21 protein-coding genes are annotated in these 23,559 nt (G+C 67.0%); 12 read left to right on the top strand and 9 right to left on the bottom strand.

Annotated elements, in window-relative coordinates; translation table 11 throughout:
• Positions 1-360: 360 nt before the first annotated feature.
• From ASC94_RS24995 to ASC94_RS24940, 12 genes are all read left to right on the top strand, one after another.
• A complete protein-coding gene (locus ASC94_RS24995; RefSeq protein ID WP_056402360.1) occupies positions 361-2,901 on the top strand; it encodes a M4 family metallopeptidase in 2,541 nt (846 codons plus the stop codon).
• Positions 2,902-3,023: 122 nt separating this feature from the next.
• Complete coding sequence (locus tag ASC94_RS24990) at positions 3,024-4,244, top strand: type II secretion system F family protein (protein ID WP_056402358.1); 1,221 nt, start codon at positions 3,024-3,026, stop codon at positions 4,242-4,244.
• Entirely contained in the window at positions 4,241-5,932 is a 1,692-nt protein-coding gene (locus ASC94_RS24985; RefSeq protein ID WP_056402355.1) for a GspE/PulE family protein, read from the top strand. The genes ASC94_RS24990 and ASC94_RS24985 overlap by 4 nt, the downstream gene beginning before the upstream one ends.
• Positions 5,919-6,923 carry a hypothetical protein gene (locus ASC94_RS24980; protein ID WP_056402352.1) on the top strand — a complete coding sequence of 335 codons (1,005 nt, stop codon included), beginning with the start codon at positions 5,919-5,921 and terminating at the stop codon, positions 6,921-6,923. Before ASC94_RS24985 ends, ASC94_RS24980 begins: the two co-directional genes overlap by 14 nt.
• On the top strand, positions 6,920-7,576 hold the full coding sequence (locus tag ASC94_RS24975) for a hypothetical protein (protein WP_056402349.1): 657 nt from the start codon (positions 6,920-6,922) through the stop codon (positions 7,574-7,576). The genes ASC94_RS24980 and ASC94_RS24975 overlap by 4 nt, the downstream gene beginning before the upstream one ends.
• On the top strand, positions 7,564-8,163 hold the full coding sequence (locus ASC94_RS24970; protein ID WP_056402348.1) for a hypothetical protein: 600 nt from the start codon (positions 7,564-7,566) through the stop codon (positions 8,161-8,163). The genes ASC94_RS24975 and ASC94_RS24970 overlap by 13 nt, the downstream gene beginning before the upstream one ends.
• Entirely contained in the window at positions 8,160-8,798 is a 639-nt protein-coding gene (locus ASC94_RS24965; RefSeq protein ID WP_056402345.1) for a hypothetical protein, read from the top strand. The genes ASC94_RS24970 and ASC94_RS24965 overlap by 4 nt, the downstream gene beginning before the upstream one ends.
• Entirely contained in the window at positions 8,795-10,813 is a 2,019-nt protein-coding gene (locus tag ASC94_RS24960) for a secretin and TonB N-terminal domain-containing protein (RefSeq protein WP_056402342.1), read from the top strand. Before ASC94_RS24965 ends, ASC94_RS24960 begins: the two co-directional genes overlap by 4 nt.
• Positions 10,813-11,304, top strand: a complete 492-nt coding sequence (locus ASC94_RS24955; protein ID WP_056402332.1) for a type II secretion system protein — start codon at positions 10,813-10,815, stop codon at positions 11,302-11,304. The genes ASC94_RS24960 and ASC94_RS24955 overlap by 1 nt, the downstream gene beginning before the upstream one ends.
• A gap of 5 nt (positions 11,305-11,309) precedes the next feature.
• The gene (locus ASC94_RS24950) at positions 11,310-11,681 is read left to right on the top strand and encodes a type II secretion system protein (protein WP_229417396.1); all 372 of its coding nucleotides are present in this window, start codon (positions 11,310-11,312) and stop codon (positions 11,679-11,681) included.
• Entirely contained in the window at positions 11,678-12,199 is a 522-nt protein-coding gene (locus ASC94_RS24945) for a type II secretion system protein (RefSeq protein ID WP_056402326.1), read from the top strand. The genes ASC94_RS24950 and ASC94_RS24945 overlap by 4 nt, the downstream gene beginning before the upstream one ends.
• Position 12,200: 1 nt before the next feature.
• The gene (locus ASC94_RS24940; protein ID WP_056402323.1) at positions 12,201-13,442 is read left to right on the top strand and encodes a Xaa-Pro peptidase family protein; all 1,242 of its coding nucleotides are present in this window, start codon (positions 12,201-12,203) and stop codon (positions 13,440-13,442) included.
• Positions 13,443-13,490: 48 nt separating this feature from the next.
• Here the strand turns inward: ASC94_RS24940 and paaZ are convergent, their stop codons facing one another.
• The 9 genes from paaZ to paaK form a co-directional block, all read right to left on the bottom strand.
• On the bottom strand, positions 13,491-15,536 hold the full coding sequence (gene paaZ, locus ASC94_RS24935) for a phenylacetic acid degradation bifunctional protein PaaZ (protein WP_056402527.1): 2,046 nt from the start codon (positions 15,534-15,536) through the stop codon (positions 13,491-13,493).
• 14 nt (positions 15,537-15,550) lie between these two features.
• Positions 15,551-16,198 (bottom strand): phenylacetic acid degradation protein PaaY, encoded by a 648-nt coding sequence (locus ASC94_RS24930; RefSeq protein WP_056402319.1) that lies wholly within the window; start codon positions 16,196-16,198, stop codon positions 15,551-15,553.
• Positions 16,199-16,310: 112 nt separating this feature from the next.
• Positions 16,311-17,048, bottom strand: a complete 738-nt coding sequence (locus ASC94_RS24925; protein ID WP_082616822.1) for an ABC transporter ATP-binding protein — start codon at positions 17,046-17,048, stop codon at positions 16,311-16,313.
• Positions 17,049-17,056: 8 nt separating this feature from the next.
• Positions 17,057-17,812 (bottom strand): ABC transporter ATP-binding protein, encoded by a 756-nt coding sequence (locus tag ASC94_RS24920; RefSeq protein ID WP_056402316.1) that lies wholly within the window; start codon positions 17,810-17,812, stop codon positions 17,057-17,059.
• On the bottom strand, positions 17,805-18,797 hold the full coding sequence (locus tag ASC94_RS24915; protein WP_082616821.1) for a branched-chain amino acid ABC transporter permease: 993 nt from the start codon (positions 18,795-18,797) through the stop codon (positions 17,805-17,807). The genes ASC94_RS24920 and ASC94_RS24915 overlap by 8 nt, the downstream gene beginning before the upstream one ends.
• The gene (locus tag ASC94_RS24910) at positions 18,794-19,669 is read right to left on the bottom strand and encodes a branched-chain amino acid ABC transporter permease (RefSeq protein WP_056402313.1); all 876 of its coding nucleotides are present in this window, start codon (positions 19,667-19,669) and stop codon (positions 18,794-18,796) included. Before ASC94_RS24910 ends, ASC94_RS24915 begins: the two co-directional genes overlap by 4 nt.
• A 12-nt stretch (positions 19,670-19,681) precedes the next feature.
• Positions 19,682-20,830, bottom strand: a complete 1,149-nt coding sequence (locus ASC94_RS24905; RefSeq protein WP_056402310.1) for an ABC transporter substrate-binding protein — start codon at positions 20,828-20,830, stop codon at positions 19,682-19,684.
• 156 nt (positions 20,831-20,986) lie between these two features.
• Positions 20,987-22,192, bottom strand: coding sequence for a 3-oxoadipyl-CoA thiolase (gene pcaF / locus ASC94_RS24900; RefSeq protein WP_056402307.1), 1,206 nt, complete (start codon positions 22,190-22,192; stop codon positions 20,987-20,989).
• 22 nt (positions 22,193-22,214) lie between these two features.
• On the bottom strand, positions 22,215-23,540 hold the full coding sequence (gene paaK, locus ASC94_RS24895; protein ID WP_056402304.1) for a phenylacetate--CoA ligase PaaK: 1,326 nt from the start codon (positions 23,538-23,540) through the stop codon (positions 22,215-22,217).
• Between the last annotated feature and the right edge of the window lie 19 nt (positions 23,541-23,559).

Genomic DNA, 23,559 nt, shown 5'->3' with positions numbered 1-23,559 from the left:
CGGGTCTGGCCCTGCGCTTTGTGCTTCTAGTGTAGATCGCAACATTAAGAAATTGCAACCCGAGCGTGCTGAATAAATGGGCAATGTGTCGCGTACGTCACGAAAATAGAGTGTTACGTCTATTCCGTTGCGTGTAACACACAGTATCGTGCTGAAACCCACCTATCGTGCGCCATTAGGCGCCGATTTGTAGCCAATCAGCGCCCGGCAAAATCGGCAACTTTGTCCCATTCTTAACATTTCTCATCCCTGCGACTCATTTCCCAAGTTTTTTGACTTGCCGCATCGGCAAGGAATAGTGTCGCTGCGCTGGCCCGCCAAAAGCACCGCCAGAACACTAACGCTACCCTTGGAGAGAAGATGAATCTACGTAAGAACATGCTTGCCGCATCCATCGCCGCCCTGCCGATGCTGCTCGCCGCCCAGGCCTACGCGGCCGGTCCGCAAATGATGGCCGCACCCGTGGCCCAATCCTCTCCACAAGAGAGCGCCGGCCTGGCCGCCAAACTGGCCCACCGTCCCAGCTCGGCCGGCCTGGGCATGCAGCACGGCTTCGCGATCGGCGGCCAGCACCCCGGCGTAGCCGGCACCAAGATCACCCGCGCCCAGCACACCTACAACGGCCTGCGCGTGTTCGGCTCCGAATCCATCATCGTCACCGACGCGGCCGACAACATCGTGAGCGAATCCGTGTCCGACCGCCGCGCCGGCCTGAACGCGCCGCGCGGCGTGGCCGCCAACGGCAGCCGCACCGGCGCGCCGGAACTGACGCCGTCGCTGAGCAGCGCGGACGCCGTGGCCGCCGTGGTCAAGAGCGTGGCGCCGAACGGCGTGCACCGCTGGGCGCCGCACGCCGAACTGCTGATCTATCCGGTGATGAAATCGGTGCGCGTGGCCTCGGCCCTGAACAAGGCCGAGTCGGCCCTGAACGCCACCGACCTGGAAGAGGTGGTGGACCGCTACGAGCTGGCCTACCTGGTGAAAACCCGCATGGCCGACAGCCGCAAGCGCGTGCTGTACCACGACACCGTGATCAACGCCAAGACCGGCGCCGTGATCGCCCAGTGGGAAGCGCTGCAAACCGTGGTCGGCACCGGCAACAGCCAGTACAACGGCGCCGTGCCGATCAACACCACGCTGTCGGGCAGCACCTACCAGATGAAGGACGCCACGCGCGGCGTGGGCGGCAACTTCGGCGGCATGGCCATCACCAACGCCAACCACGCGCCGGAATCGAATCCGACCCCGGGCAACATCTACACCAACAGCAGCAACACCTGGGGCGACGGTCAGCAATACATCAGCGGCGGCAGCACCACCAACGCCAACGGCCAGACCGCCGCCGTGAATGCGATGTGGGGTCTGATGAACACCTACGACACCATGAAGAACACGCTGGGCTGGCAGTCGCTGGACGGTAACAACACCGCCACCTACATCGCCGTCCACGTTGACAACAACTACGACAATGCCTTCTTCGACCCGAACTGCAAGTGCATGTACATCGGCGACGGCGGCTCGTCCTTCAACAACCTGGGCTCGATCGACGTGATCGGCCACGAAATGGGCCACGGCGTGATCGACGCCACCTCCAACCTGACCTACTCGGGCGAGTCGGGCGGCCTGAATGAATCGGGCGCCGACATCGCCGGCGAGATGACCGAAGCCTACGCGCGCGCAGGCGGCACCGGCAGCGTGATCCCGGCCACCGGCAACGACTGGATGATGGGCAAGGAAATCTCCAAGAGCGGCCAGCCGCTGCGCTGGATGTACAAGCCAAGCAAGGACGGCAGCAGCCCGAACGCGTGGAGCACCACGCTGAAGAACCTGAACGTGCACTACAGCAGCGGCCCGAACAACCGCATGTTCTATTTCCTGTCGCAGGGCTCGAACGCCACCTCCAGCAGCGACTACTACAGCTCCTACCTGACCAAGCAGCCGCTGGCCATGACCGGCGTCGGCAACGACAAGGCCTACCGCATCTGGTTCAAGGCGCTGACCACCAAGTTCACCTCGTCGACCAACTACGCCGACGCGCGCACCAAGATGATCACGGCGGCCGAAGAACTGTACGGCGTGGGCAGCAAGGAAGCCACCGCCGTCAAGCGCGCCTACGCGGCCATCAACGTGGGCCTGGACGTGGATGAAGTGGCCAGCGGCGGCGTCACCATCGGCACCCAGCCGGGCAGCATCACGGTCGCCCCCGGCGCCACCGCGTCGTTCTCCGTGAGCGCCAGCGGCGGCACCGCGCCGTACGTGTACAAGTGGTACCGCAACAACACGCTGATCTCCGGCGCCACCTCGCCAACCTACTCGTTCACGGCGCAGTCGACCGACAACGGCGCCGTGTTCAAGGCCACGGTCACCGACTCGTCGTCGCCGGCAGTCACGGCCACGTCGAGCAACGCCACCCTGACCGTGTCCACGGTGAGCGGCATCGAGCGCGTGACCAACGGCGGCTTCGAGTCCAGCACCACCGGCTGGAGCGGCAGCACCGGCGTGATCGGTTCCTTCAGCGGCCAGACCGCGTTCGAAGGCACCCGCTTCGCCTGGCTCGGCGGCAACGGCACCACCGCCACCGAAACGCTGACGCAAGCGGTGGCGATCCCGTCGACCGCCACCGCCGCCACGCTGAACTTCGCGCTGCACATCGACACCGCGGAAACCACCACCAGCACCGTCTACGACAAGCTGACGGTCACGGTGAAAAACAGCAGCGGCGCGGTGCTCGGCACGCTGGCCACCTACTCCAACCTGAACAAGGCCACCGGCTACCAGACCCGCAGCTTCAACCTGCTGCCGTACAAAGGCCAGACGGTGACGCTGTCGTTCGCCATGACGGAAGACTCGTCGGCCCAGACCTCGTTCGTGGTCGACAAGGTCAGCCTGGTCACCCAGTAAGCGTAGCAAACCAGCCGGGCTGAGCCGCATTTTTGCCAACTTCGGGGTCTGACCCCGAAGTCGGCCAAATGCGGCTCAGCTCGGCTTCCGAGTACTTCCGGGAAAGATAGTGAAGGGCGGTAATGCAGTACCAGATACAGGTGCAGCCAGCCACCAGCGGCACGGCTGGCCGCCAGACCATAGCAATTGATGCTTCAAGCGAATCGGATGCGGTACGCCGCGCGCTGCGCCAGGGCTGGCGCGTGCTGGCTGTCGACGGCCCGGCGCAGGCTGCGGCCGGCGGCGCCGCGCCGCCCTCCCGCAATCAGCCCTTCCCGCTGCTGCAGTTCAGCCAGGAGTTGCTGGCCCTGCTCGAAGCGGGCCTGAACCTGAGCGAAGCCATCGCCACCTTGCACAACAAGGAAGCGCGCGGCAGCGCCAAGGCCACGCTGGCCGGCATCCAGCTCGCGCTCCAGCAGGGCAAGAGCTTTTCCGAAAGCCTGGCCGCGCAGCCGGCCACGCATGCCGCCATTTTTCCCGATATTTATGTCTCCACCGTGCACGCGGCCGAACGCTCCGGCAACCTGCCCGAGGCGCTGGCGCGCTACGTGGCCTACCAGCTGCAGTTCGACGCCATCCGCAAGAAGCTGGCATCGGCCGCCATCTACCCCGTGATGCTGCTGTGCGTGGGCACGCTGGTCACGCTGTTCCTGCTCGGCTACGTGGTGCCGAAGTTCAGCGTGGTGTATGAAAGCTCCGGCCGCGAGATCCCGTGGATGTCGCAGATGCTGCTGGCCTTCGGCCGCCAGCTGGCCGCCCATCCCTGGCTGTGCCTGGGCGTGCTGCTCGGTGCAGCCGGCGGCGCCGTGTTCGCCGCCACCAATGCCGCCGTGCGCGGCGCCCTGCTGCTGCAGGTGCTGCGCCTGCCGCTGCTGGCCGCGAAGGCCGCCGAATTCCGCCTGGCGCGCTTCTACCGCGCCCTCAGCCTGCTGCTGCACGCGGGCATACCGCTGCCCAAGGCCTTGTCCATGGTGTCGGCCATGCTGCTGCCGCAACAGCGCCAGGCGCTGGCGCAGGCCCGCCGCGCGGTCGAGGAAGGCCTGCCCTTCTCCACCGCGCTGGAGCGCCAGGGCCTGGCCACGCCGGTGGCGCAGTCGCTGCTCAAGGTGGGCGAGAACACGGGGCGCCTGGGCGACATGCTGGAGCGCTCGGCCAGGTTTCACGACGAGGAATTTGCGCGCTGGGTGGACTGGGCCTCGCGCCTGCTCGAACCGCTGCTCATGACGCTGATCGGCGTGGTGATCGGCGGCGTGGTGGTGCTGATGTATATGCCGATATTCGAACTTGCAGGGAGCCTGTCATGAACGCACGCGCACCTTCCACCCCGGCTGCGCTGGCGCCGGCCGTCACGCCCGAACTGCTGCACAGCGCAGGCGCCGCCGCGCAGTCCCAGGGCCGGCCGCAACTGGCCGTGCTGGAAGACATGGCGGGCCTGGCGCCGGAAGAATTCACGCGCCAGCTGGCGGCGCTGTTCTGCTATCCGGCCTGGCCCATGGCCAGCCTGCAGGCGGGACGTCCGGCATATGCCCTGTTGCCCTACACCGACTGCGCGCAGCGCGAATGCGTGCTGATGGAGGGGGCCGGCGCCCCGGTGCTGGTGATCGCCGATCCGTTCGCGGACGACGTGCTGCAGTGGGCCGGCTACACAGTGGGCGCGTTCACGGTGGCGCTGGCGCACCCGGACGACATGGCAGCCTACCTGGCGCAGCAGGAATCCGTGCAGCAGGCCATGGCCGGCATGAGCGAAGACGCCGCCGGCGAGGCCAGCCAGGACCAGACCATCGAGGACATTTCGCTGATCCGTATCAGCGAAGACAGCAGTCCCGTGGTCAAGCTGGTCAACTCCACCATCTACGACGCGCTCAAGCTGCAGGCCAGCGACATCCACCTGGAATGCGACGTGGCCAGCCTGGTCATCAAGTACCGCGTGGACGGGGTGCTGGTGCAGGCGGGCCAGGTGCAGGGCCTGCAGATGGCCGAACAGGTCATCTCGCGCATCAAGGTGCTGGCGGACCTGGACATCGCCGAACGCCGGGTGCCGCAGGACGGCCGCTTCAAGGTGCGCGTAAAAGGCAGCGAAATCGACTTCCGCGTCTCCATCATGCCGAACATTTTCGGCGAGGACGCGGTGCTGCGCCTGCTGGACCGGCGCGCGCTGACCGCCGCCGCCGCCGCGCTGCGGCTGGAGAGCCTGGGCCTGAACGCGGACGCCATCGTGCAGATCCGCCGCCTGGCCGCCAAGCCGCACGGCATGCTGCTGGTGACCGGTCCCACCGGATCGGGCAAGACCACCACGCTGTATGCCGCCATCACCGAGATCAACACGGGGCGCGACAAGATTGTCACCATCGAGGACCCGGTGGAGTACCGCCTGCCGCGCGTGCTGCAGATCCCGGTGAACGAAAAGAAGGGGCTGACCTTCGCGCGCGGGCTGCGCTCCATCCTGCGGCACGATCCGGACAAGATCCTGATCGGCGAAATCCGCGACGACGAAACCGCGCAGATCGCGGTGCAGGCGTCGCTGACGGGCCACCTGGTGTTCACCACCGTCCACGCCAACAACGTGTTCGACGTGGTGGGCCGCTTCCTGCACATGGGTGTGGACCCGTACAGCTTCGCGGCGGCGCTGAACGGTATCGTGGCCCAGCGCCTGCTGCGGCTGAATTGCGGGCACTGCACGGCGGACGTGCCGCCCGATCCGCAGGAGCTGCGCGACAGCGGCCTCACCGAGGATGCCGTGCGGGGATGGCGCTTCAAGGCGGGAACGGGCTGCGGCCATTGCCGGGGCACCGGCTACAAGGGGCGCAAGGCGGTGGCGGAGGTGCTGATGCTGAACGACGCCATGCGCGAAATGATCTGTAGCCGCGCGCCGGTCGGCCGCATGAAGGAGGAAGCCGCGCGGAACGGGTTCCGGCTGGCGCGGGAAGCGGCGCTGGAACTGGTGCGGCTGGGAGAAACCACGCTGTCGGAGCTCAACCGTGTCACTTATTAAACGCATCGCCGGGCTGCTTCCGGCGCGCCGCACGCTGCACGTGCATCTCGGGCCGCAAAGCCTGCTGGCCGTGCTGAGGCAAGGCGCCCGCATCGCCGAGGGCGGCACGCTGCACGTCGGGTTCGCCAATCCAGCCGGCCAGTGGCAAGTCCCGCTCGCCGCCCTGCGCGCCCTGCTGGCCCAGCCCGTACACGCCTATGCCGCAGACACGCTGCCGGCTGCCGGAACGGCCGCCGACAACAGAGGCAGCAGCGGTAGCAGCAGCGGCGGCACAGACGGTTCGGCGGGCGTGCGGGGCGCGCTGGCGGACAGGCTGCCGATGCACGTCAGCCTGTCCGGCCGCTGGTGCCAGATGCTGATGGCGCCGTGGAGCGATGCACTGCTGTCCGAAGCGGGCGCGGCGCACTTCCTGGAAACGCAGTTTGCCGCCATCTACGGCGAAGCTGCACGCGGCTGGACCGTCGGCAGCGACGACGCGCCCTACGGCCAGCCGCGCCTCGCGTGCGGCATCGCCACCGAGCTGCTGGACGCCCTGCACGCGCTGGCAGCCGACCACGGCACGCGCTGCGCCGCCATCGAGCCACTGGCCAGCACGGTCTGCGCCTCGCTCGCCCGGGATAAGCCTGAAGCCTTCGCCATCATCGAGCCAGGCCGCATCACCATGTCGGCACTGGCGAAAGGCCGCGTTGCCGCCGTCCAGCCGCAGCCCTGCAGCGCCGCCTGGCACGCGGAACTGGCCCAAGCCTGGCAGCGCTGGACCCTGCGCGAGCCCGGGCTGGCGGACATCGGCGACATAGCCGTGGTGGACCTGAGCGGCCAGCCTGGCGGCCTGGCCAGCGGCCAACTGCCCGGACGCTTCCGGCTCGCCGCGTCGCCGTTCGGCCAGGCGGCCAGCGCGCCTCCCGCCGAGGGCGCCCACGCCGGCGGCAAGTTACCGCTCTCCGTCGTTCCGGCAAGCGAACCAGCACGCAGCACACGGGAGGCGGCATGACAGCCACCCGCGTCGCCTTCGTCCGCGCGGCGCCGCCGCTGAACGGCTGGCGCTGCGCGCTGCTCGCCGCAGGCCTGATCGCCCTGCTCCCCTCGGCCGCGCGCTGGCTCCAGCAGGCCAATGCGCTCCAGCAGCTGGAAGCCCAGCTCGCGCAAGCGCAGCCGAGACGCGCGCCCCAGCCCACGCTTGCGCCCAGCCAGCAGCGCGAACAGGACCAGCAGACCAAGCTCGTAGCAGAAGCCGTGCGCCAGCTCAACCTGCCGGTTGCGCGGCTGCTGAAAACCCTGCAAGCGCCCGGCGACCTGCACGTGGCCCTGCTCGGCCTGGACCTGAACGGCCAGCCCGTGCAGGACGCGGCGACCGGCCAGCCGCCCGCCGCGTCAGCCGCCGACGTCACAGCCGCGACCAGGGCCGCTGCCGGCGTGCCCGCAGGAGCCCCCGCAGCCGCTTCAGCAACGCCGGCCGCCGGCAGCCCCTCCGGCACGCTCAAGATATCCGCCGAAGCGGAAACCGCGCAGGACATGCTGAACTACCTGGTCTTCCTGAACCAGCAGCAGATGTTCCGCTCCGTCTACCTTGTCAAACACGAACTGGCCGGCGGCGCCGCAGGCCAGTCATACCGTTTCCAGCTGGAGGCCCAATGGCGCCAATGAAAACCGGTGCAGCGCTCAAGCTGGCGCTGCCCGCCAAGGCAGGCCCGCGCCTGGCCTGGGAATGCAAACGCCTGTGGCGCAAGACCGGCAGCGCAGCCGCCGCCGGCATCGCCGCCCTGTGCGCGGCCCTGCTCGCGCAGTGGCACGCCGCAGGCATGCACGAACAAGAGATCGCCCTTCGCCGGCAACTGGCAACGGCCGTCCACGCCGCAGCGCAACCGCAAACGCCCAGTCCCACGGCGGCCGACGGCCTGAGCGCCTTCTACGCCTACCTGCCCGCACACGCCGCCATTCCCGAGCAGCTGCAAACGCTGGTCGACATCGCCGCCCGCCACAAAGTGCCGCTCGCCAAAGCCGAATACAAGGCCCAGCCGGAGCCGCGTGCCAGCTTCATGCACTACCAGATCAACCTGCCGGTGAAAGCCGACTACGCCAGCGTGCAGGCCTTCATGCTGGACGCCCTGCAGGAGCTGCCCGCACTGACGCTGGACAGCGTTGCCTTCAAGCGCGAACGCATCGACAGCGGCGAGGCCGAAGCGCGCATCCGGTTTGTGCTACTGGTGCGCAAGGCGGAGGGCGCGCGATGAGGAAGCTGATACTGGGCGGCGCCGCCGCCGCAACCCTGCTCGCCGCCTGGTTCGCGCCGGATGATGAAGGCATGATCGTTTCCCCCGCCGCCGCCACACCACGTCCGGCTTACGACGCCACAGGCATGGCGCACAGCGCCGCCATCGCAGCGCAGATCGCGGCAGCCAAAGCCGCACCGGGAATCGCACCCTCAATCGCAGCCGCTGCCGCAGCCGGCCCCTCTGCCGAACCCGCCTTCGCTCCCGGCTCCGCGCCCGCCATTCCCGCCGAGCTGCAAATCCAGCGCCGCGTGGCCAACGAAGACCAGGGCAACCTGTTTTCCAGCACCGGCTGGCAAGCCCCCTCCCCGCTCAAGCCCGCCGCCGCGCGCGCGCCCCAGGAGCAGCTGGCCGGCACCGGCGGCGCCAGGTCCGCCGGCGGCGCGCCGCCGCTACCGTTCCAGTTCGTGGGCCGCTTTATCGACGACGGCAAGGTGGCCTACTTCCTCCAGATGGAAGACCACAACATCGTCGCCCGCGTCGGCGAGAAGGTCGGCGACCACTACCAGCTGGAAGGCGCCGCCAACGGCGCGCTCACCTTCACGTATCTGCCGCTCAACCTGAAACAAACCTTAGCCGTAGGGGACCTGAATTGAACCACGCCGCTGTAAATCGCCTGCACATCCTCGGGCTGAGCGTCCTGCTCGCCGCCTGCGCCGGCACCCGGACCTACTCCGAAGGCACAGCCCTGCTCGACGCTGGCCACACCGAACAAGGCCTTGCCAAGCTTGAGCAGGCGCTGCGCGAAGATCCCCACAACGCCCAGTACCGCATTACGCTCCTGAACCGCAAGGCCGGCCTGGTGCACAGCCTGATCGCCCGCGCCGATGCCCAGCGCGCGCAAGGCAGCGATGCCGGCGCCGTGCAGGCGGACAGCCTGTACCAGCAGGCGCTGGCCATCGATCCCAACAACACCATCGCGCGCCAGGGACAGGCCGCGCTGGCGCAGGACCGGCGCTACCGCCAGGCCGTGGCCGAAGCGGACGCGCTGGCCCAGCGCGGCGGCGAAGCGAATCTCAGCGCCGCCCAGGAGCTGCTGCGGCCCGTGCTGCAGGAACGCCCCAACCAGCGCGACGCGCTGCGCCTGAAGGCACGCATCGCCGAAGAGCAGGCCCGCCGCAAGCCGGCCGGCCGCCTGGCCGCTGCCTACCGCAAACCGGTCACCTTGGAATTCCGCGACGCGCCGCTGCGCTCCGTGTTCGACTTCATCGGCAAAGTCTCGGGCCTGAATTTCGCCTTCGACAAGGAAGTCGACCCCGCCCTGCGCGCCACCATCTCCGTGCGCGACGCCAGCATCGAAGAAGCCATCGCCATGCTGCTCAGCTCCAACCAGCTGGAACAAAGCGTCACAGGCGAGCGTGCCATCACCATCTACCCCAGCACCGCGCAGAAGCTGAAGGACTACCAGCAGCTGGTGGTGCGCACCTTTTTCATCACCAACGCCGACGTGAAACAGGTGGCCTTCACCCTGAAGACGCTGCTCAAGGCACGCGACATCGTTACCGACGAGCGGGTGGGCATCATCATCATGCGCGACACGCCGGAGCTGATCCGCATGGCCGAGCGCATCATCGCCGTGCAGGACGTGGCGGACCCGGAAGTGGTGCTGGAAGTGGAAGTGCTGGAAGTGAAGCGCACCCGCCTGCAGGAGCTGGGCATACGCTGGCCAGAGCAGGCCAAGCTCAGCTTGGCCGGCGCCGCCGGCAGCATCGGCGGCCTGAAACTGGCCGACCTGCGCCGCGTGAGCAGCGAGACCACCAACCTGGAACTGGGCTCGGTGGTCGTCAACGCGCTGAAGACCGACACCGACAGCAACATCCTCGCCAACCCGCGCATCCGCGTGCGCAACAAGGACAAGGCCAAGGTGCTGATCGGCGACCGCGTGCCCGTCATCACCGTCACCACCAACAACGGCGTCAGCTCGGACAGCGTGAACTACATCGACGTGGGCTTGAAGCTGGACGTGGAGCCGAACGTCTATCTGGACGACGAGGTGGCGATCAAGGTCAACCTGGAAGTGAGCAACGTGGTGAAGGACGTGACCAGCAAGTCCGGCACGCAGGCCTACCAGATCGGCACCCGCAGCGCCTCCACCGTGCTGCGCCTGCGCGACGGCGAAACGCAGATGCTGGCGGGCCTGATCAGCGACGAGGACCGCAGCACCGGCAACAAGGTGCCCGGCATTGGCGAACTGCCCATGCTGAACCGCCTGTTCGGCAGCCAGAAGGACGACCGCTCGCGCAGCGAGATCGTACTGTCCATCACCCCGCGCCTGGTACGCGCGATCCGCCGGCCGGAGCTGAGCGAAGCGGAATTCCTGTCCGGGACCGAGTCCAACATCGGCGGCCGGGGGCCGCTGGCCGGCGGCGGCGATGGCGGCACAGGCAACGGCGGCGGTGCCGGCGCACCGGCCGGCAGCTACGCGCCGGCAGGCGCAGGCGCCTCGCCTGACGCGCTGCAGGCGCCCACCGCGCCCGCCGCGCCCCTGCCGCGCAACTCTCCCATGACCGGCGGCGAAGACAGCCAGGGCGGCGCCTTCGCCCAACCCTCCAGCGCCGCCAAGCCGGAACCGGCCGGACCGCTGCCGAACGTGCCGAAAAAGGGCCAGTAATGCCGGACCGCCGCCCGCATGCCGTCCAGCGCGGCTTCACGTTCATCGAGCTCATGATCACGCTCGCCATCATGGCCACGCTGGCGGCGGTGGCAGTGCCCATGGTGCAGGTGGGCGTGCAGCGCGAACGCGAGCATCAGCTGCGCGCCGCCCTGCTGGAAATCCGCGAAGCCATCGACGCCCACAAGCGTGCTGCCGACAACGGCAGCATCAAGCTCAATCTCGGCGACTCCGGTTTCCCGAAAAAGCTGGAGGACCTCGTGGACGGCGTACCCGACCAGCGCAGCCCGCGCAAGCAGAACATCTACTTCCTGCGCCGCCTGCCGCGCGACCCGTTCGCGCCAGCCAGCATCACCAGCGCCGGCGCCACCTGGCACAAGCGCGCCTACAACTCACCACCCGACAATCCCACCGAAGGCGAGGACGTGTTCGACGTCTCCTCGCGCTCGGACAAGGTGGGCCTGAACGGCGTCCCCCTGAAAACATGGTGACCGCAATGCGCACGCGAGGATTCACGCTGATCGAACTGCTGGTGGTGCTGGCCATCATTTCCCTGCTGCTGACGGTGGCCCTGCCGCGCTACTTCGGCTCGGTGGAGAAATCCAAGGAGGTGGCGCTCAAGGAAAACCTGAAAGTCCTGCGCATCAGCATCGACAAATTCTATGGCGACAAGGGCGAATACCCGGCCGGGCTGGCGGACCTGGTCACGCACCGCTATTTCAACAAGGTGCCGGTCGACCCGATCACGGAGTCCGCCGCCACCTGGCAGCTGGTCACCCCGCAGGACAGCGAGAAGTCCGGCGTGGCCGACGTGCGCAGCGGCGCCAAGGGCAGCACGCGGGACGGCATCCCGTACGGGCAGCTATGACCAGGCAACAGCAAGGCTACGCCTACATCTGGACCCTGATGCTGATGGCCTCCATGGGCGTGGGCCTGGCCATCGCCTCCGAAACGTACGCCACCGCCGCGCGGCGCGACAGGGAAGCGCAGCTGCTGTTCATCGGCCACGAGTTCCGGCAGGCGCTGGGCCGCTACCACGAGGCGCAAGGCGCGGGCGGCGCCGCCCAGTATCCGCTCACCCTGGAGGAACTGCTGAAAGACCCGCGCTTTCCCGGCGCCAAACGCCACCTGCGCCGCCTCTACCAGGACCCCATCACAGGGAGAGCCGAGTGGGGCCTGCTGCGCCAGCAGGGCCGCATCGTGGGTGTGTACTCGCTATCCCAACAGGCCCCCATCAAGCAAGGCGGCTTCCGCGAGGAAGACAAGGGCCTGAACCGCAAGCCGCGCTACGCCGACTGGCTGTTTACCTATCCGGCCGACCTGTTCACGGGCGCGCCGCCCCCTAAAACTGATATCATCCCCGCCATCACTTCTGGAGGAAAATAGCATGAGCAAGAGCATAGGCGTCGGCGGCAAAACTGCGGAGCAGGCACTGGCAACCCTGTCCGACATGACGGCGGGCGCGGTCCCCATCGGCAAGGACGAACACGTGCAGCGCATCGCCAAGGCCCAGGCTTACATGCGCGAGCAGGGCATTGCTGCCATCTACATCAACGCCGGCGCCAACCTGCTCTACTTCACCGGCACGCGCTGGCACGCCAGCGAGCGCATGGTGGGCGCCATCCTGCCCGCAGAGGGCGCGCTGGAATACATTGCCCCCGCCTTCGAGGAAAGCACGCTGCTGGACTTCATGCTGGTGGAAGGCAAAGTCAATGGCTGGCACGAACACGAAAGCCCCTACCAGCTGTTCGTGGACACGCTGGGCCGCATGGGCATCGCCGCCAACCCGGCGCAGCCGCCGCGCGTGGGCATCTGCGAAAGCGCCGCCTTCTTCATCTACGACGGCATCCGCCCGCTGGCCGCCGGCTACGCGCTAGAGAACGCCCGCAGCGTGACGGCGCACTGCCGCACCCGCAAGTCCGCCGCCGAAATAGCGCTGATGCAGCGGGCCAAGGACATGACGCTGGCCGTGCACGTGGCCACTGCCAGCATGCTGCATGAAGGGATCACCACCACCGAGGTGGAACAGTTCATCGCCGCCGCGCACCGCAAGGTGGGCGCGCCCGGCTCCTACTTCGTGATTGTGCTGTTCGGCGAAGCCACCGCCTATCCGCACGGCGTGAGCTACGTGCAAACGCTCAAGCAGGGCGACACCGTGCTGATCGATACGGGCTGCAAGCTGCACAACTACATTTCCGACATCACGCGCACCTATGTCTACGGCGCGCCGAGCGATCGCCAGCGCAGCGTGTGGAACAGCGAGAAAAAGGCGCAGGCCGCCGCATTCGAAGCGGCGCAGCTGGGCGTGCCGTGCGAGCAGGTGGACCAGGCAGCGCGCCGTTCGCTGGAAGCGGACGGCTACGGCCCCGGATACAAGCTGCCCGGCCTGCCGCACCGCACCGGCCACGGCATCGGCCTGGACATCCACGAATGGCCCTACCTGGTGGGCGGCGACACCACGCCGCTGGCGCCGGGCATGTGCTTCTCGAACGAGCCGATGATCTGCATCCCCGGCGAATTCGGCGTGCGCCACGAGGACCATTTCTACATGACCGAGTCCGGCCCGAAATGGTTCACCGAACCATCCCACAGCATCGACGATCCGTTCGGCCTGAACAAAGCGGCATAACACCGGGGAGGGGCGCCGTCCCCTCCCTGCCGCTTGCGCTTCCTGCTTCTATTTGTGCTTGGAGACCAGCGTCAGAATATCGTAGCTGGCCACCAGCTCCTCGTTCTGGTTGGTCACCTGCACGTCCCACGCCACCACGCCCTGGCCGACGCCTTTGTCGTCGGTGCGGTTGCGGTCAACCTTGCGCTTGCAGGTCAGGCGGGCGCGGATGGTGTCGCCGATGGCCACCGGGGTGATGAAGCGCAGGTTGTCCAGGCCGTAGTTGGCCAGCACCGGACCCGGCGCGGGGGAGACGAACAACCCGGCGGCGGCAGACAGCACGAAGTAGCCGTGCGCGATGCGCTTGCCGAACTGCGTGTCCCTGGCGGCGATGTCGTCGAAGTGCATGTAGAAGTAGTCGCCCGAGACGCCGCCGAAATTGACGATGTCCGCTTCGCTCACGGTGCGGCGGTGGGTCAGCAGCGAGTCGCCGATCTTCAGGTCTTCGAAATGTCGGCGGAAGGGATGCACTTCGCTTTCGTTCACGGCCGCCCCGCGCACGTACTCGCCCGTCACCGCGGCCAGCATGGTCGGCGAGCCTTGCACGGCGGCGCGCTGCAGGAAGTGGCGCACCGCGCGGATGCCGCCCAGTTCCTCGCCGCCGCCGGCGCGGCCGGGACCGCCGTGCTTGAGCTGCGGCAGCGGTGAACCGTGGCCGGTGGAGTCCACCGACGATTCACGCTCCAGGATGTGCACGCGGCCGTGCGAGGCGGCGGCGATCGGCACCGCGTAGGCGGCCGTCTTCGGATCTTTGGTCACCAGGGTGCTCACCAGGCTGCCCTTGCCGCGCGCGGCCAGTTCCAGCGCCTCGTCGATGCCGTCGTAGGTCATCATGGTGCTGACCGGGCCGAAGGCTTCCACGTCGTGCACCGCGTCGTTGCTGCCGGCGTTACGGCACAGGACCAGGGTGGGCGAGAAGAACGCGCCTTCGGACACGCCCTCGCCGATCAGCTTGTAGCCATGGCTTTCACCGAACACGATCTCATTGCCGTGCGCGAGCAGGGCCAGGCGCTCGGCGACGTCGCGCTGCTGGTCCTTGGAGGCCAGCGCGCCCATGCGCACGCCTTCCACCGACGGGTCGCCGATGGTGACCTTGGCCAGGCGCTCGCGCAGGCGTTCGGCCACCGCGTCCACGCGGTCTTTCGGCACGATGATGCGGCGGATGGCGGTGCACTTCTGGCCGGCCTTGCCGGTCATCTCGCGCGCCACTTCCTTCACGAACAGGTCGAACTCCGGGTCGTCCGGTGTCACGTCCGGCGCCAGGATGGCGCAGTTAAGCGAATCCGCTTCGGCAGTGAACGGCACCGAGTTGGCGATCAGGTTGCGGTTGGTGCGCAGCTTGGCGGCGGTGTCGGCGGAACCGGTGAAGGTCACCACGTCGGCGCCGCCCAGGCGGTCCAGCAGGTCGCCGGTGCTGCCGATCACCAGCTGTAGCGCGCCCTCCGGCAGCAGACCCGATTCATGCGCCATGCGCACCACGGCTTCGGTGAGGTAGCTGGTGGCGGTGGCCGGTTTGCCGATGCAGGGCATGGCGGCCAGGAAGCTGGGCGCGAACTTCTCCAGCAGGCCCCAGATGGGGAAGTTGAAGGCATTGATGTGCACCGCCAGGCCGCCGCGCGGCACCAGGATGTGGGTGCCGGCGAAGCCGCCGCGCTTGCCCAGCGCCATGGCGGGACCTTCGTGCAATACATTGGACGACGGCAGCTCGCGGCTGCCCATGCTGGCGTAGGCGAACAGCGTGCCGATACCGCCCTCCACGTCCACCCAGCTGTCGGCACGGGTGGCGCCGGTGAGGTGGGAAATCTTGTACAGCTCTTCCTTGCGCTCCATCAGGTACACGGCCAGCGCTTTCAGGCGTGCCGCACGCTGCTGGAAGTCCAGCTTCATCAGGGCCGGCACGCCGGTCTTGCGGGCGTAGGTCACGGCTTCGCTGAAGTCGATCGCTTCGGCGTGGGTATGGTAGATCAGGCTGTTGTTCAGCGCGCTGTGCAGGGGGGTGGCCGCTTCCTTGCCGTGCCAGCGGCCGGCGATCAGGCTTTGCAGTGTTGGTGCCATACTTTTCTCCAGTTTCATTCAGTGACGTTCGCAGTGACGTTCGCAGTAACGTTCTCAGTTGCGTTCTTATGCAGGTGCAGCGGCAGCGACGATTCCCACTGCATGCGTTGACGGTCCGGTTCCACCTCGGTGAGCGCCACGGTTTCGCGCATGGTGGCGAGCGAGCGCACGCTCAGTTCCTGGTACTGGGCGGTGCCGGAGGTCTTCCATTCGATTTCCTTGTCGGTGACTTCGCGCAGCACGCGGGCCGGCGTGCCCACCACCAGGCTGCGCGGCGGCACCACCATGTTGGCCTTCACGAAGCTCATGGCGGCGACAATGCTGTCGGCGCCGATGACGGCGTTGTCCATGATGACCGAGTTCATGCCCACCAGCGCGTTGCGGCCGATGCGGCAGCCGTGCAGCACGGCGCCGTGGCCGACGTGGCCGTCCACTTCCACCACCGTGTCCTCGCCGGGGAAGCCGTGCATGATGCAGCCGTCCTGCAGGTTCGATCCCTCTTCCAGGATCAGGCGGCCGAAGTCGCCGCGCATGGAGGCGTGCGGGCCGACGTAGCAGCGCGGGCCGACGATCACGTCGCCGATCAGCACCGCGCTCGGGTGCACGTAGGCGGTGGGGTGGACCACCGGGGTGATGCCGTTCATTTCATATACTTTGACCATAGTCGCTCCTCGATCGGCGGGTTACGGCTATGCCTAACCCGCCCTACCTTGCCGCTGTCTGCGATGAGTAGGGCGGGTTAGCCGAAGGCGTAACCCGCCATTACGTACCCTATTACATGCCCAGATAGGCGCTCTGCACCTGCTCGTTTTTCAGCAGCTCCGGGCCGGGGCCGGACAGCGTGATGGCGCCGGTCTCGATCACATAACCCACGTCCGCTATCGACAGCGCCGCGTGCGCGTTCTGCTCCACCAGGAAAATGGTGATGCCCTGGTCGCGCAGGCCGGCCACGATGCGGAAAATCTCCGCGATCAGCAACGGCGCCAAACCCATGCTGGGTTCATCCAGCAGCAGCACGGATGGCTTGCCCATCAGCGCGCGCGCCATGGCCAGCATCTGCTGCTGCCCGCCGGACAGCGTGCCCGCCAGAAGCAGCCGCTTCTCCTTCAGGATGGGAAACAGCTGGTACATGCGTTCCATGTCCGCCGCCACTTCCGCCTTGGGCCGCGTGTAGGCGCCCAGCAGCAGGTTGTCCTCCACCGACATGGGGCCGAACACCTGCCGCCCCTCGGGCACCTGGCAGATGCCCGCGCGCACGCGCTTGTCCGCGCTGGCCCGGCTCACGTCCTGACCGCTGAAGTGAATGCTGCCGCCGCTGATCGGCTGTACGCCGGAGATGGCGCGCAGCAGCGTGGTCTTGCCCGCGCCGTTGGCGCCCACCAGCGCCACCAGTTGCCCCTGGCGCACCTCGATGTCGATGCCGTGCAGCGCCTGGATGCGGCCATAGTGGCTGGTCAGCCCTTTGATTTCCAGCACCAGCGGCTTCACCGCCACCTCGCTCGTGTTCGTCATGGCATCCCTCATGCTGCAACTCCCAGATAGGCCGCCACCACGTCCGGATTGGCGCGCACTTCGGCGGCCGTGCCTTCGGCCAGCTTCTTGCCGTAGTCCAGCACCAGGATGTGGTCGGATAAATTCATCACCAGCTTCATGTCGTGCTCCACCAGCACCACCGTCACGCCGGACTGCGCCACCTTGCGGATCAGCGCTTCGATTTCGCCGGTTTCGGTGTGGTTCAGGCCAGCGGCCGGTTCGTCGAGCAGCAGCACTTTCGGCCGCGCCGCCAGGGCGCGCGCGATCTCCAGCCGCTTCAGGGCGCCGTACGGCATCTGGCTGGAGTCGGCGTCCACGTACTGGCCCACGCCGACGAAATCCATCAGCTGCGCCGCCTCATCACGGCACACCTGGTCGGCCTTGCGTACCGACGGCAGGCGCAGCATGGACGCGAACAGGTTCTGGTTCAGGCGCAGGTGCGCGCCCACCATCACGTTGTCGATGGCCGTCATGTTCAGGCAGATCTGCAAGTTCTGGAAGGTGCGGCTCATGCCGCGCCGCGCCAGCGCGTCCGGCGACAGACCGGCCACGTTCTCGCCGCGCAGCACGATCTCGCCCCTGGTTGGCGTGTAGACGCCGGTGATCAGGTTGAACAGCGTGGTCTTGCCGGCGCCATTGGGGCCGATCACCGAGTGGATCGCCCCCTCCTTGATGGCGAAGCTCACATCCTGCACCGCGTGCACGCCGCCGAAGCTCTTGCTCAGGTTGCGGATCTCAAGCATGGCCGCCTCCCGCCTTCTTCACCAGTTTCAGTGGCGCCGCGGCGCCCGCTACGGGCTTGCTGCGGCGGCGCGCCAGCGACGGCACCAGGCCGCGCGGCAGGAAGATCATGGTCAGCATCAGGATGGCACCGAACACCACCACTTCCCAGCCCTCGAATGCGGACAGCAGCTGGGGCAGCAAGGTCAGGAGCGCGGCGCCAAGGATGGAGCCGAACACCGACGCCATGCCGCCCACCACCACCATGGTCACCAGCTCGATGGAGTGGAAGAATCCCGCCATGTTCGGCGTGATGAAGCCGATGTAGTGCGCACTGATGCTGCCCGCAATGCTCGCCACCACGGCCGACAGCACGAACACGCGCACCTTGAAGCGCGTGGTGTCGATGCCGACCACGCGCGAAGCCACTTCGGAACCGTGGATGGCCTGCAGCGCGCGGCCGACAGGCGAATCGATCAGGTTCAGCGCGAACCACGTCACCAGCAGCAGCAAGGCGGCAGCCACGGCGTACCACGATTTCTCGCCGGTGATCTCGGCACCGAAGATGGCGAAGCCCGGCACCGAAATGCCGTCCGGACCGCCGGTCCACTGGCCTTCGTTGTTGATGGCGATGGAGATGATGATGCCCAGCCCCAGCGTGGCCATGGCCAGCGTGTGCCCTTTCAGCTTGAGCACCGGGCGCGCCAGCACAAAGGCCAGCAGGCCGGTGGCGGCGGCGCCGGCGGCCAGCGCGGCAACCGGCGGCCAGTTGTAGTGCGTGGTGAGCACGGCGGACGCATAGGCGCCCAGGCCGAAGAAGCCGGCGTGGCCCAGGCTGATCTGGCCGGTGTAGCCCATCAGCAGGTTCAGGCCGATCACCACCACCGCATTCAAGGCAATGCGGATCGCCACGTCGAAGTAATAGGCGTTCGGCAGCAGCAGCGGCAGCGCTGCCAGCACCAGCGCCAGAATCAGCAGGCCAGCATGGCGGGAAGCGAAGGTCTTCATACGCGCTCCGATACTTTGGCGCCGAACAGGCCGCGCGGCATGAAGAACAGGATCAGCAGGATCAGCACGAAAGGCACCGCGTCCTTGTAGGCGGACGAGATGTACCCTGCCGTCATGGCCTCCGCAATGCCCAGTATCAGCCCGCCCGCGATGGCGCCCACGCCGCCGCCCAGGCCGCCCAGCACCGCCGCCACGAAGCCTTTCAGGCCCAGCATGATGCCCGCGTCGTAGGAGGTGTAGGTGATGGGCGCCAGCAGCGCGCCGCCGACGGCACCCAGCAGCGCGGCCAGTCCGAAGGACAGCAGCAGCACGCGGCGCGTATTGATGCCCACCAGCTGCGCGGCCAGCTTGTTGTGCGACGTGGCCAGCATGGCCTTGCCCAGCAGGGTGCGGCCGAAGAACCAGCCCAGCGCGGCCACGATGGCGATGGTCACGCCCAGCACCCACAGGCTTTGCGGCAGCAGGCTCGCGCCCAGGAACTGGATCGGCGTGTCGCCCGAGAAGGCGGGCAGCGTGTGCGTGCCCTTGCCGAGCCAGATCTGCACCAGCCCGCGCACCACCAGCGAGGCGCCGATGGTGATGATGATGAGCGTGACCACCTGCGCGTTCTGCGCCGGCTCGATCACCGCCTTTTCCATCACCAGGCCGACGATGGCGGTGAGGATGACGGCGCCGATGATGGCCAGCGGCAGCGGCACGCCCGCCCCCGCCATCATCGCGGCCAGCATCCCGCCCAGCATGATGAATTCGCCCTGGGCGAAATTGATCACGCCGCTGGTGTTGTAGATGATGGTAAAGCCGAGCGCCGCCAGTGCATAGGCGGAGCCGACCGTCATTCCCGAGTACAGGAATTGCAGGAATTGGGCGAGCATGATGGGTCCCTGTTACTTGGTCAACTGCCAGTCGCCGTTCTTCACTTCAACCATGCGGAAGGCCGACAGGTCCAGGCCCATGTGGTCGGTTGGGCTCATGTTGAACACGCCGGTGGTGGCCACGAAGCCCTTGGTCTGCTCCAGCGCGTTGCGCACCTTCTCCTTGTCCGTGCCGCCGGCGCGCTTGATGGCGTCCACCGACAGGTTGAGCGCGTCCAGCGCGTAGCCGCCGAAGGTGGACGGGTCGATCTTGTAGCGGTCCTTGTAGGCCTTGTCGTAGCCGGTGACGATGGCCTTCTGCGGGTCGTTCGCGGGCAGCATCTGGCCGATCAGCAGCGCGGGCGTCGGCAGGCGCACGCCTTCGGCAGCCTTGCCGGACAGCTTAAGGTACTCGTCCGAGGCCACGCCGTGCGACTGGTACATCGGCAGCGCGGTCATGCCCAGCTGGCCGTAGTTCTTGGTCACGACAGCAGGGCCCTGGCCCAGGCCGAATACGAACACCGCCTGCACGCCCGCGGTATTCTTGATGCGGGTCAGCTGCGCGGTGACGTCGGTATCTTTCGGACCGTAGGTTTCATCGGCCACCAGGGTGATGCCGTACTTGGACGCCACGTGCTGCGACTCCTTGCGGCCGGAAGCGCCGAAACCGCTGGTCTCGGACAGCAGGCCCACCTTGCTGATGCCGCGCTTCTTCATGTCTTCGAATACCTTCTCGGCCGCCATGCGGTCGGTGTGCGGCGTCTTGAAGACCCACTTCTTCACCGGGTCGATGATCACCACCGCGCCGGCCAGCGAGATGAACGGCAGGCCCGCCTTGTCCACCAGCGGCGCCATGGCCATGGTGGCGCCGGTGGTGGTACCGCCGATCAGCACGTCCACCTTGTCGGACTCGATCAGGCGCTTGGTGAAGCCGTTGGCCTTGGCGGCGTCGCTGCCGTCGTCGTAATGCACCAGCTCCAGCTTGCGGCCCATCACGCCGCCTTCGGCATTGATCTTCTCGACGTACATCTGCAGCGTTTTCAGCTCCGGGTCGCCCAGGAAGGCGGCAGGACCGGATACCGACAGCACCGAGCCGATCTTGATGTTCTGCGCCAGCGCGCTGCCTGCTGCAAAGATCAAGGATGCGGCGATGGCGGTCTTTTTCAGGATATTCGTGAACATTTTTTGTCTCCGTTGTTGTATTTGGATTGCTCTAAAAATGCTATTTGTTCTTGTTGCGGCGCCGGCATGCCGGCGGGTTACGCTGCGCTAACCCGCCCTACCGCCTATCTGTAGGGCGGGTTAGGCGGCACGCCGTAACCCGCCATTGCGCCGCCCTCAAACGCGTTCGATTACCAGTGCAATGCCCTGCCCCACTCCGATACACATGGTGCACAGCGCGTAGCGGCCGCCCGTGCGTTCCAGCTGGTTCAGCGCGGCCGTCACCAGGCGCGCGCCGGACGCGCCCAGCGGATGGCCGATGGCGATGGCGCCGCCGTTCGGATTGACGTGGGCGGCGTCGTCCGCCAGGCCCAGGTCGCGCGTCACGGCCAGCCCTTGCGCGGCAAACGCTTCATTCAATTCGATCACGTCCATCTGCTCGATAGTCAGGCCCAGCTGCGCCAGCACCTTCTTCGACGCGGGCGCGGGACCGAAGCCCATGATGCGCGGCGCCAGGCCGGCCGTGGCCATGCCCAGCACTTTGCCGCGCGGTTTCAGGCCGTACTTGTCCACCGCAGCGGCGGAAGCGAGCAGGATGGCGCAGGCGCCGTCGTTCACGCCGGAGGCATTGCCCGCCGTGACGCTGCCGTCCGGCTTGACCACGCCTTTCAGCTTGGCCAGCATCTCGATGGTGGTGTCCGGGCGCGGGTGCTCGTCGGTGTCGACGATCTTGGGATCGCCCTTCTTCTGGGCGATCGTCACCGGCACGATCTCGCTCTTGAAGTGGCCGGCCGCATGCGCGGCCGCCCAGCGCTGCTGGCTGCGCACGGCAAACGCGTCCTGGTCGGCGCGGCTGATGTTGAACTCATTGGCCACGTTCTCCGCCGTCTCCGGCATCGAGTCGATGCCGTGCTGCGCCTTCATCAGCGGATTGACGAAGCGCCAGCCGATGGTGGTGTCCTCGATCTTGGCCGCGCGCGAAAAGGCGCTGTCGGCCTTGCCCATCACGAAAGGCGCGCGCGTCATGCTCTCCACGCCGCCCGCGATAATGAGGTTGGCTTCGCCGGCCTTGATGGCGCGCGCGCCGATGCCCACCGCGTCCAGGCTGGAGCCGCACAGGCGATTGATGGTGTTGGCCGGGACTTCCACCGGCAGGCCCGCCAGCAGCACCGCCATGCGGCCCACGTTGCGGTTGTCCTCGCCGGCGCCGTTGGCGCAGCCGTAGTAGACGTCGTCCAGCTCCGACCAGTCCACGCCGGGATTGCGCTGCTTCAGCGCGGCCAGCGGCACTGCCGCCAGGTCGTCGGCGCGCACGCCGGCGAGGGAGCCGCCATAGCGGCCGAAGGGCGTGCGTACCGCGTCACAGATGAATGCTTCGTTCATGATCGTTCCTTATACAACTTGTTTATACGAGCTTGGGTCGTTTGTCGATGACGCGCTTGGCCTTGCCGGTCATGGTGCGTTCAATACTGTTCGACGCCAGCAGGCTGACGCGGGTGGTGACGCCGACATAGGTCTTGATGGCGTGTTCCAGCTCGCGCGCCAGCGCTTCCACTTCATTGGCGGTGAGCTTGCCGGTCAGTTCGGGGCGCAGTTCACCGATCACGTCCAGCTTGTCCAGGTGGCCGTCGCGGCTCACCACCAGCTGGTATTGCGGCGCCAGCTTCGGCATCTTGCAGATCAGTTCTTCGATCTGCGTGGGGAAGACGTTCACGCCGCGGATGATCATCATGTCGTCCGAGCGGCCGGTGATCTTGCCGATGCGGCGCATGGCACGCGAGGTCGGCGGCAGCAACCGGGTCAGGTCGCGCGTGCGGTAGCGGATGATGGGCAGCGCCTCTTTGGACAGCGAGGTGAACACCAGTTCGCCGTCCGAACCGTCCGGCAGCACTTCGCCGGTTTCGGGGTCGATGATCTCGGGATAGAAGTGGTCTTCCCATATCACCGGGCCATCCTTCGATTCGATGCACTCGCTTGCCACGCCGGGGCCCATCACTTCGGACAGCCCGTAGATATCCACCGCGTCGATGCCGGCGCGTGCTTCGATCTCGGCGCGCATGGCGTCGGTCCACGGCTCGGCGCCGAAGATGCCCACCTTCAGGGACGATTCCGCCGCATCCAGGCCCTGGCGCTGGAACTCCTCGATGATGTTCAGCATATAGGACGGCGTGACCATGATGATCTCGGGCTTGAAGTCCTGGATCAACTGCACCTGCTTCTCGGTCTGGCCGCCGGACATCGGGATGACGGTGCAGCCCAGCCGTTCGGCGCCGTAGTGCGCGCCCAGGCCGCCGGTGAACAGGCCGTAGCCATAGGAGATGTGCACCATGTCGCCGGCACGCCCGCCCGCAGCGCGGATGGAGCGCGCCACCACGGTGGCCCAGGTGTCGATGTCGTTCTGCGTGTAGCCCACCACGGTGGCCTTGCCGGTGGTGCCGCTCGACGCGTGGATGCGCACCACCTTCTCGCGCGGCACGGCGAACAGGCCGAAGGGATAGTTGTCGCGCAGGGTCTTTTTGTCGGTGAAGGGGAACTTGGCCAGGTCGGCCAGGGTCTTCAGGTCGTCCGGATGTACGCCTTTTTCGTCAAACGCGGCGCGGTAATGCGGAACGTTTTCGTAAGCATGCTTCAGCGTCCACTTCATGCGTTCCAGTTGCAGCGCCTGCAGCTCGTCCTTGCTGGCGCGTTCGATAGGCTCCAGGTCAGCTGGGGCGGGATTGCGTTGAACCATTGCTGTCTCCTCTGTTCTA

It is taken from the genome of Massilia sp. Root418 (genome assembly GCF_001425265.1).
Taxonomy (GTDB): domain Bacteria; phylum Pseudomonadota; class Gammaproteobacteria; order Burkholderiales; family Burkholderiaceae_D; genus Rugamonas.
Note: the sequence above shows the minus strand (reverse complement) of the source record. Positions and strands in the feature narration are given on the sequence as shown.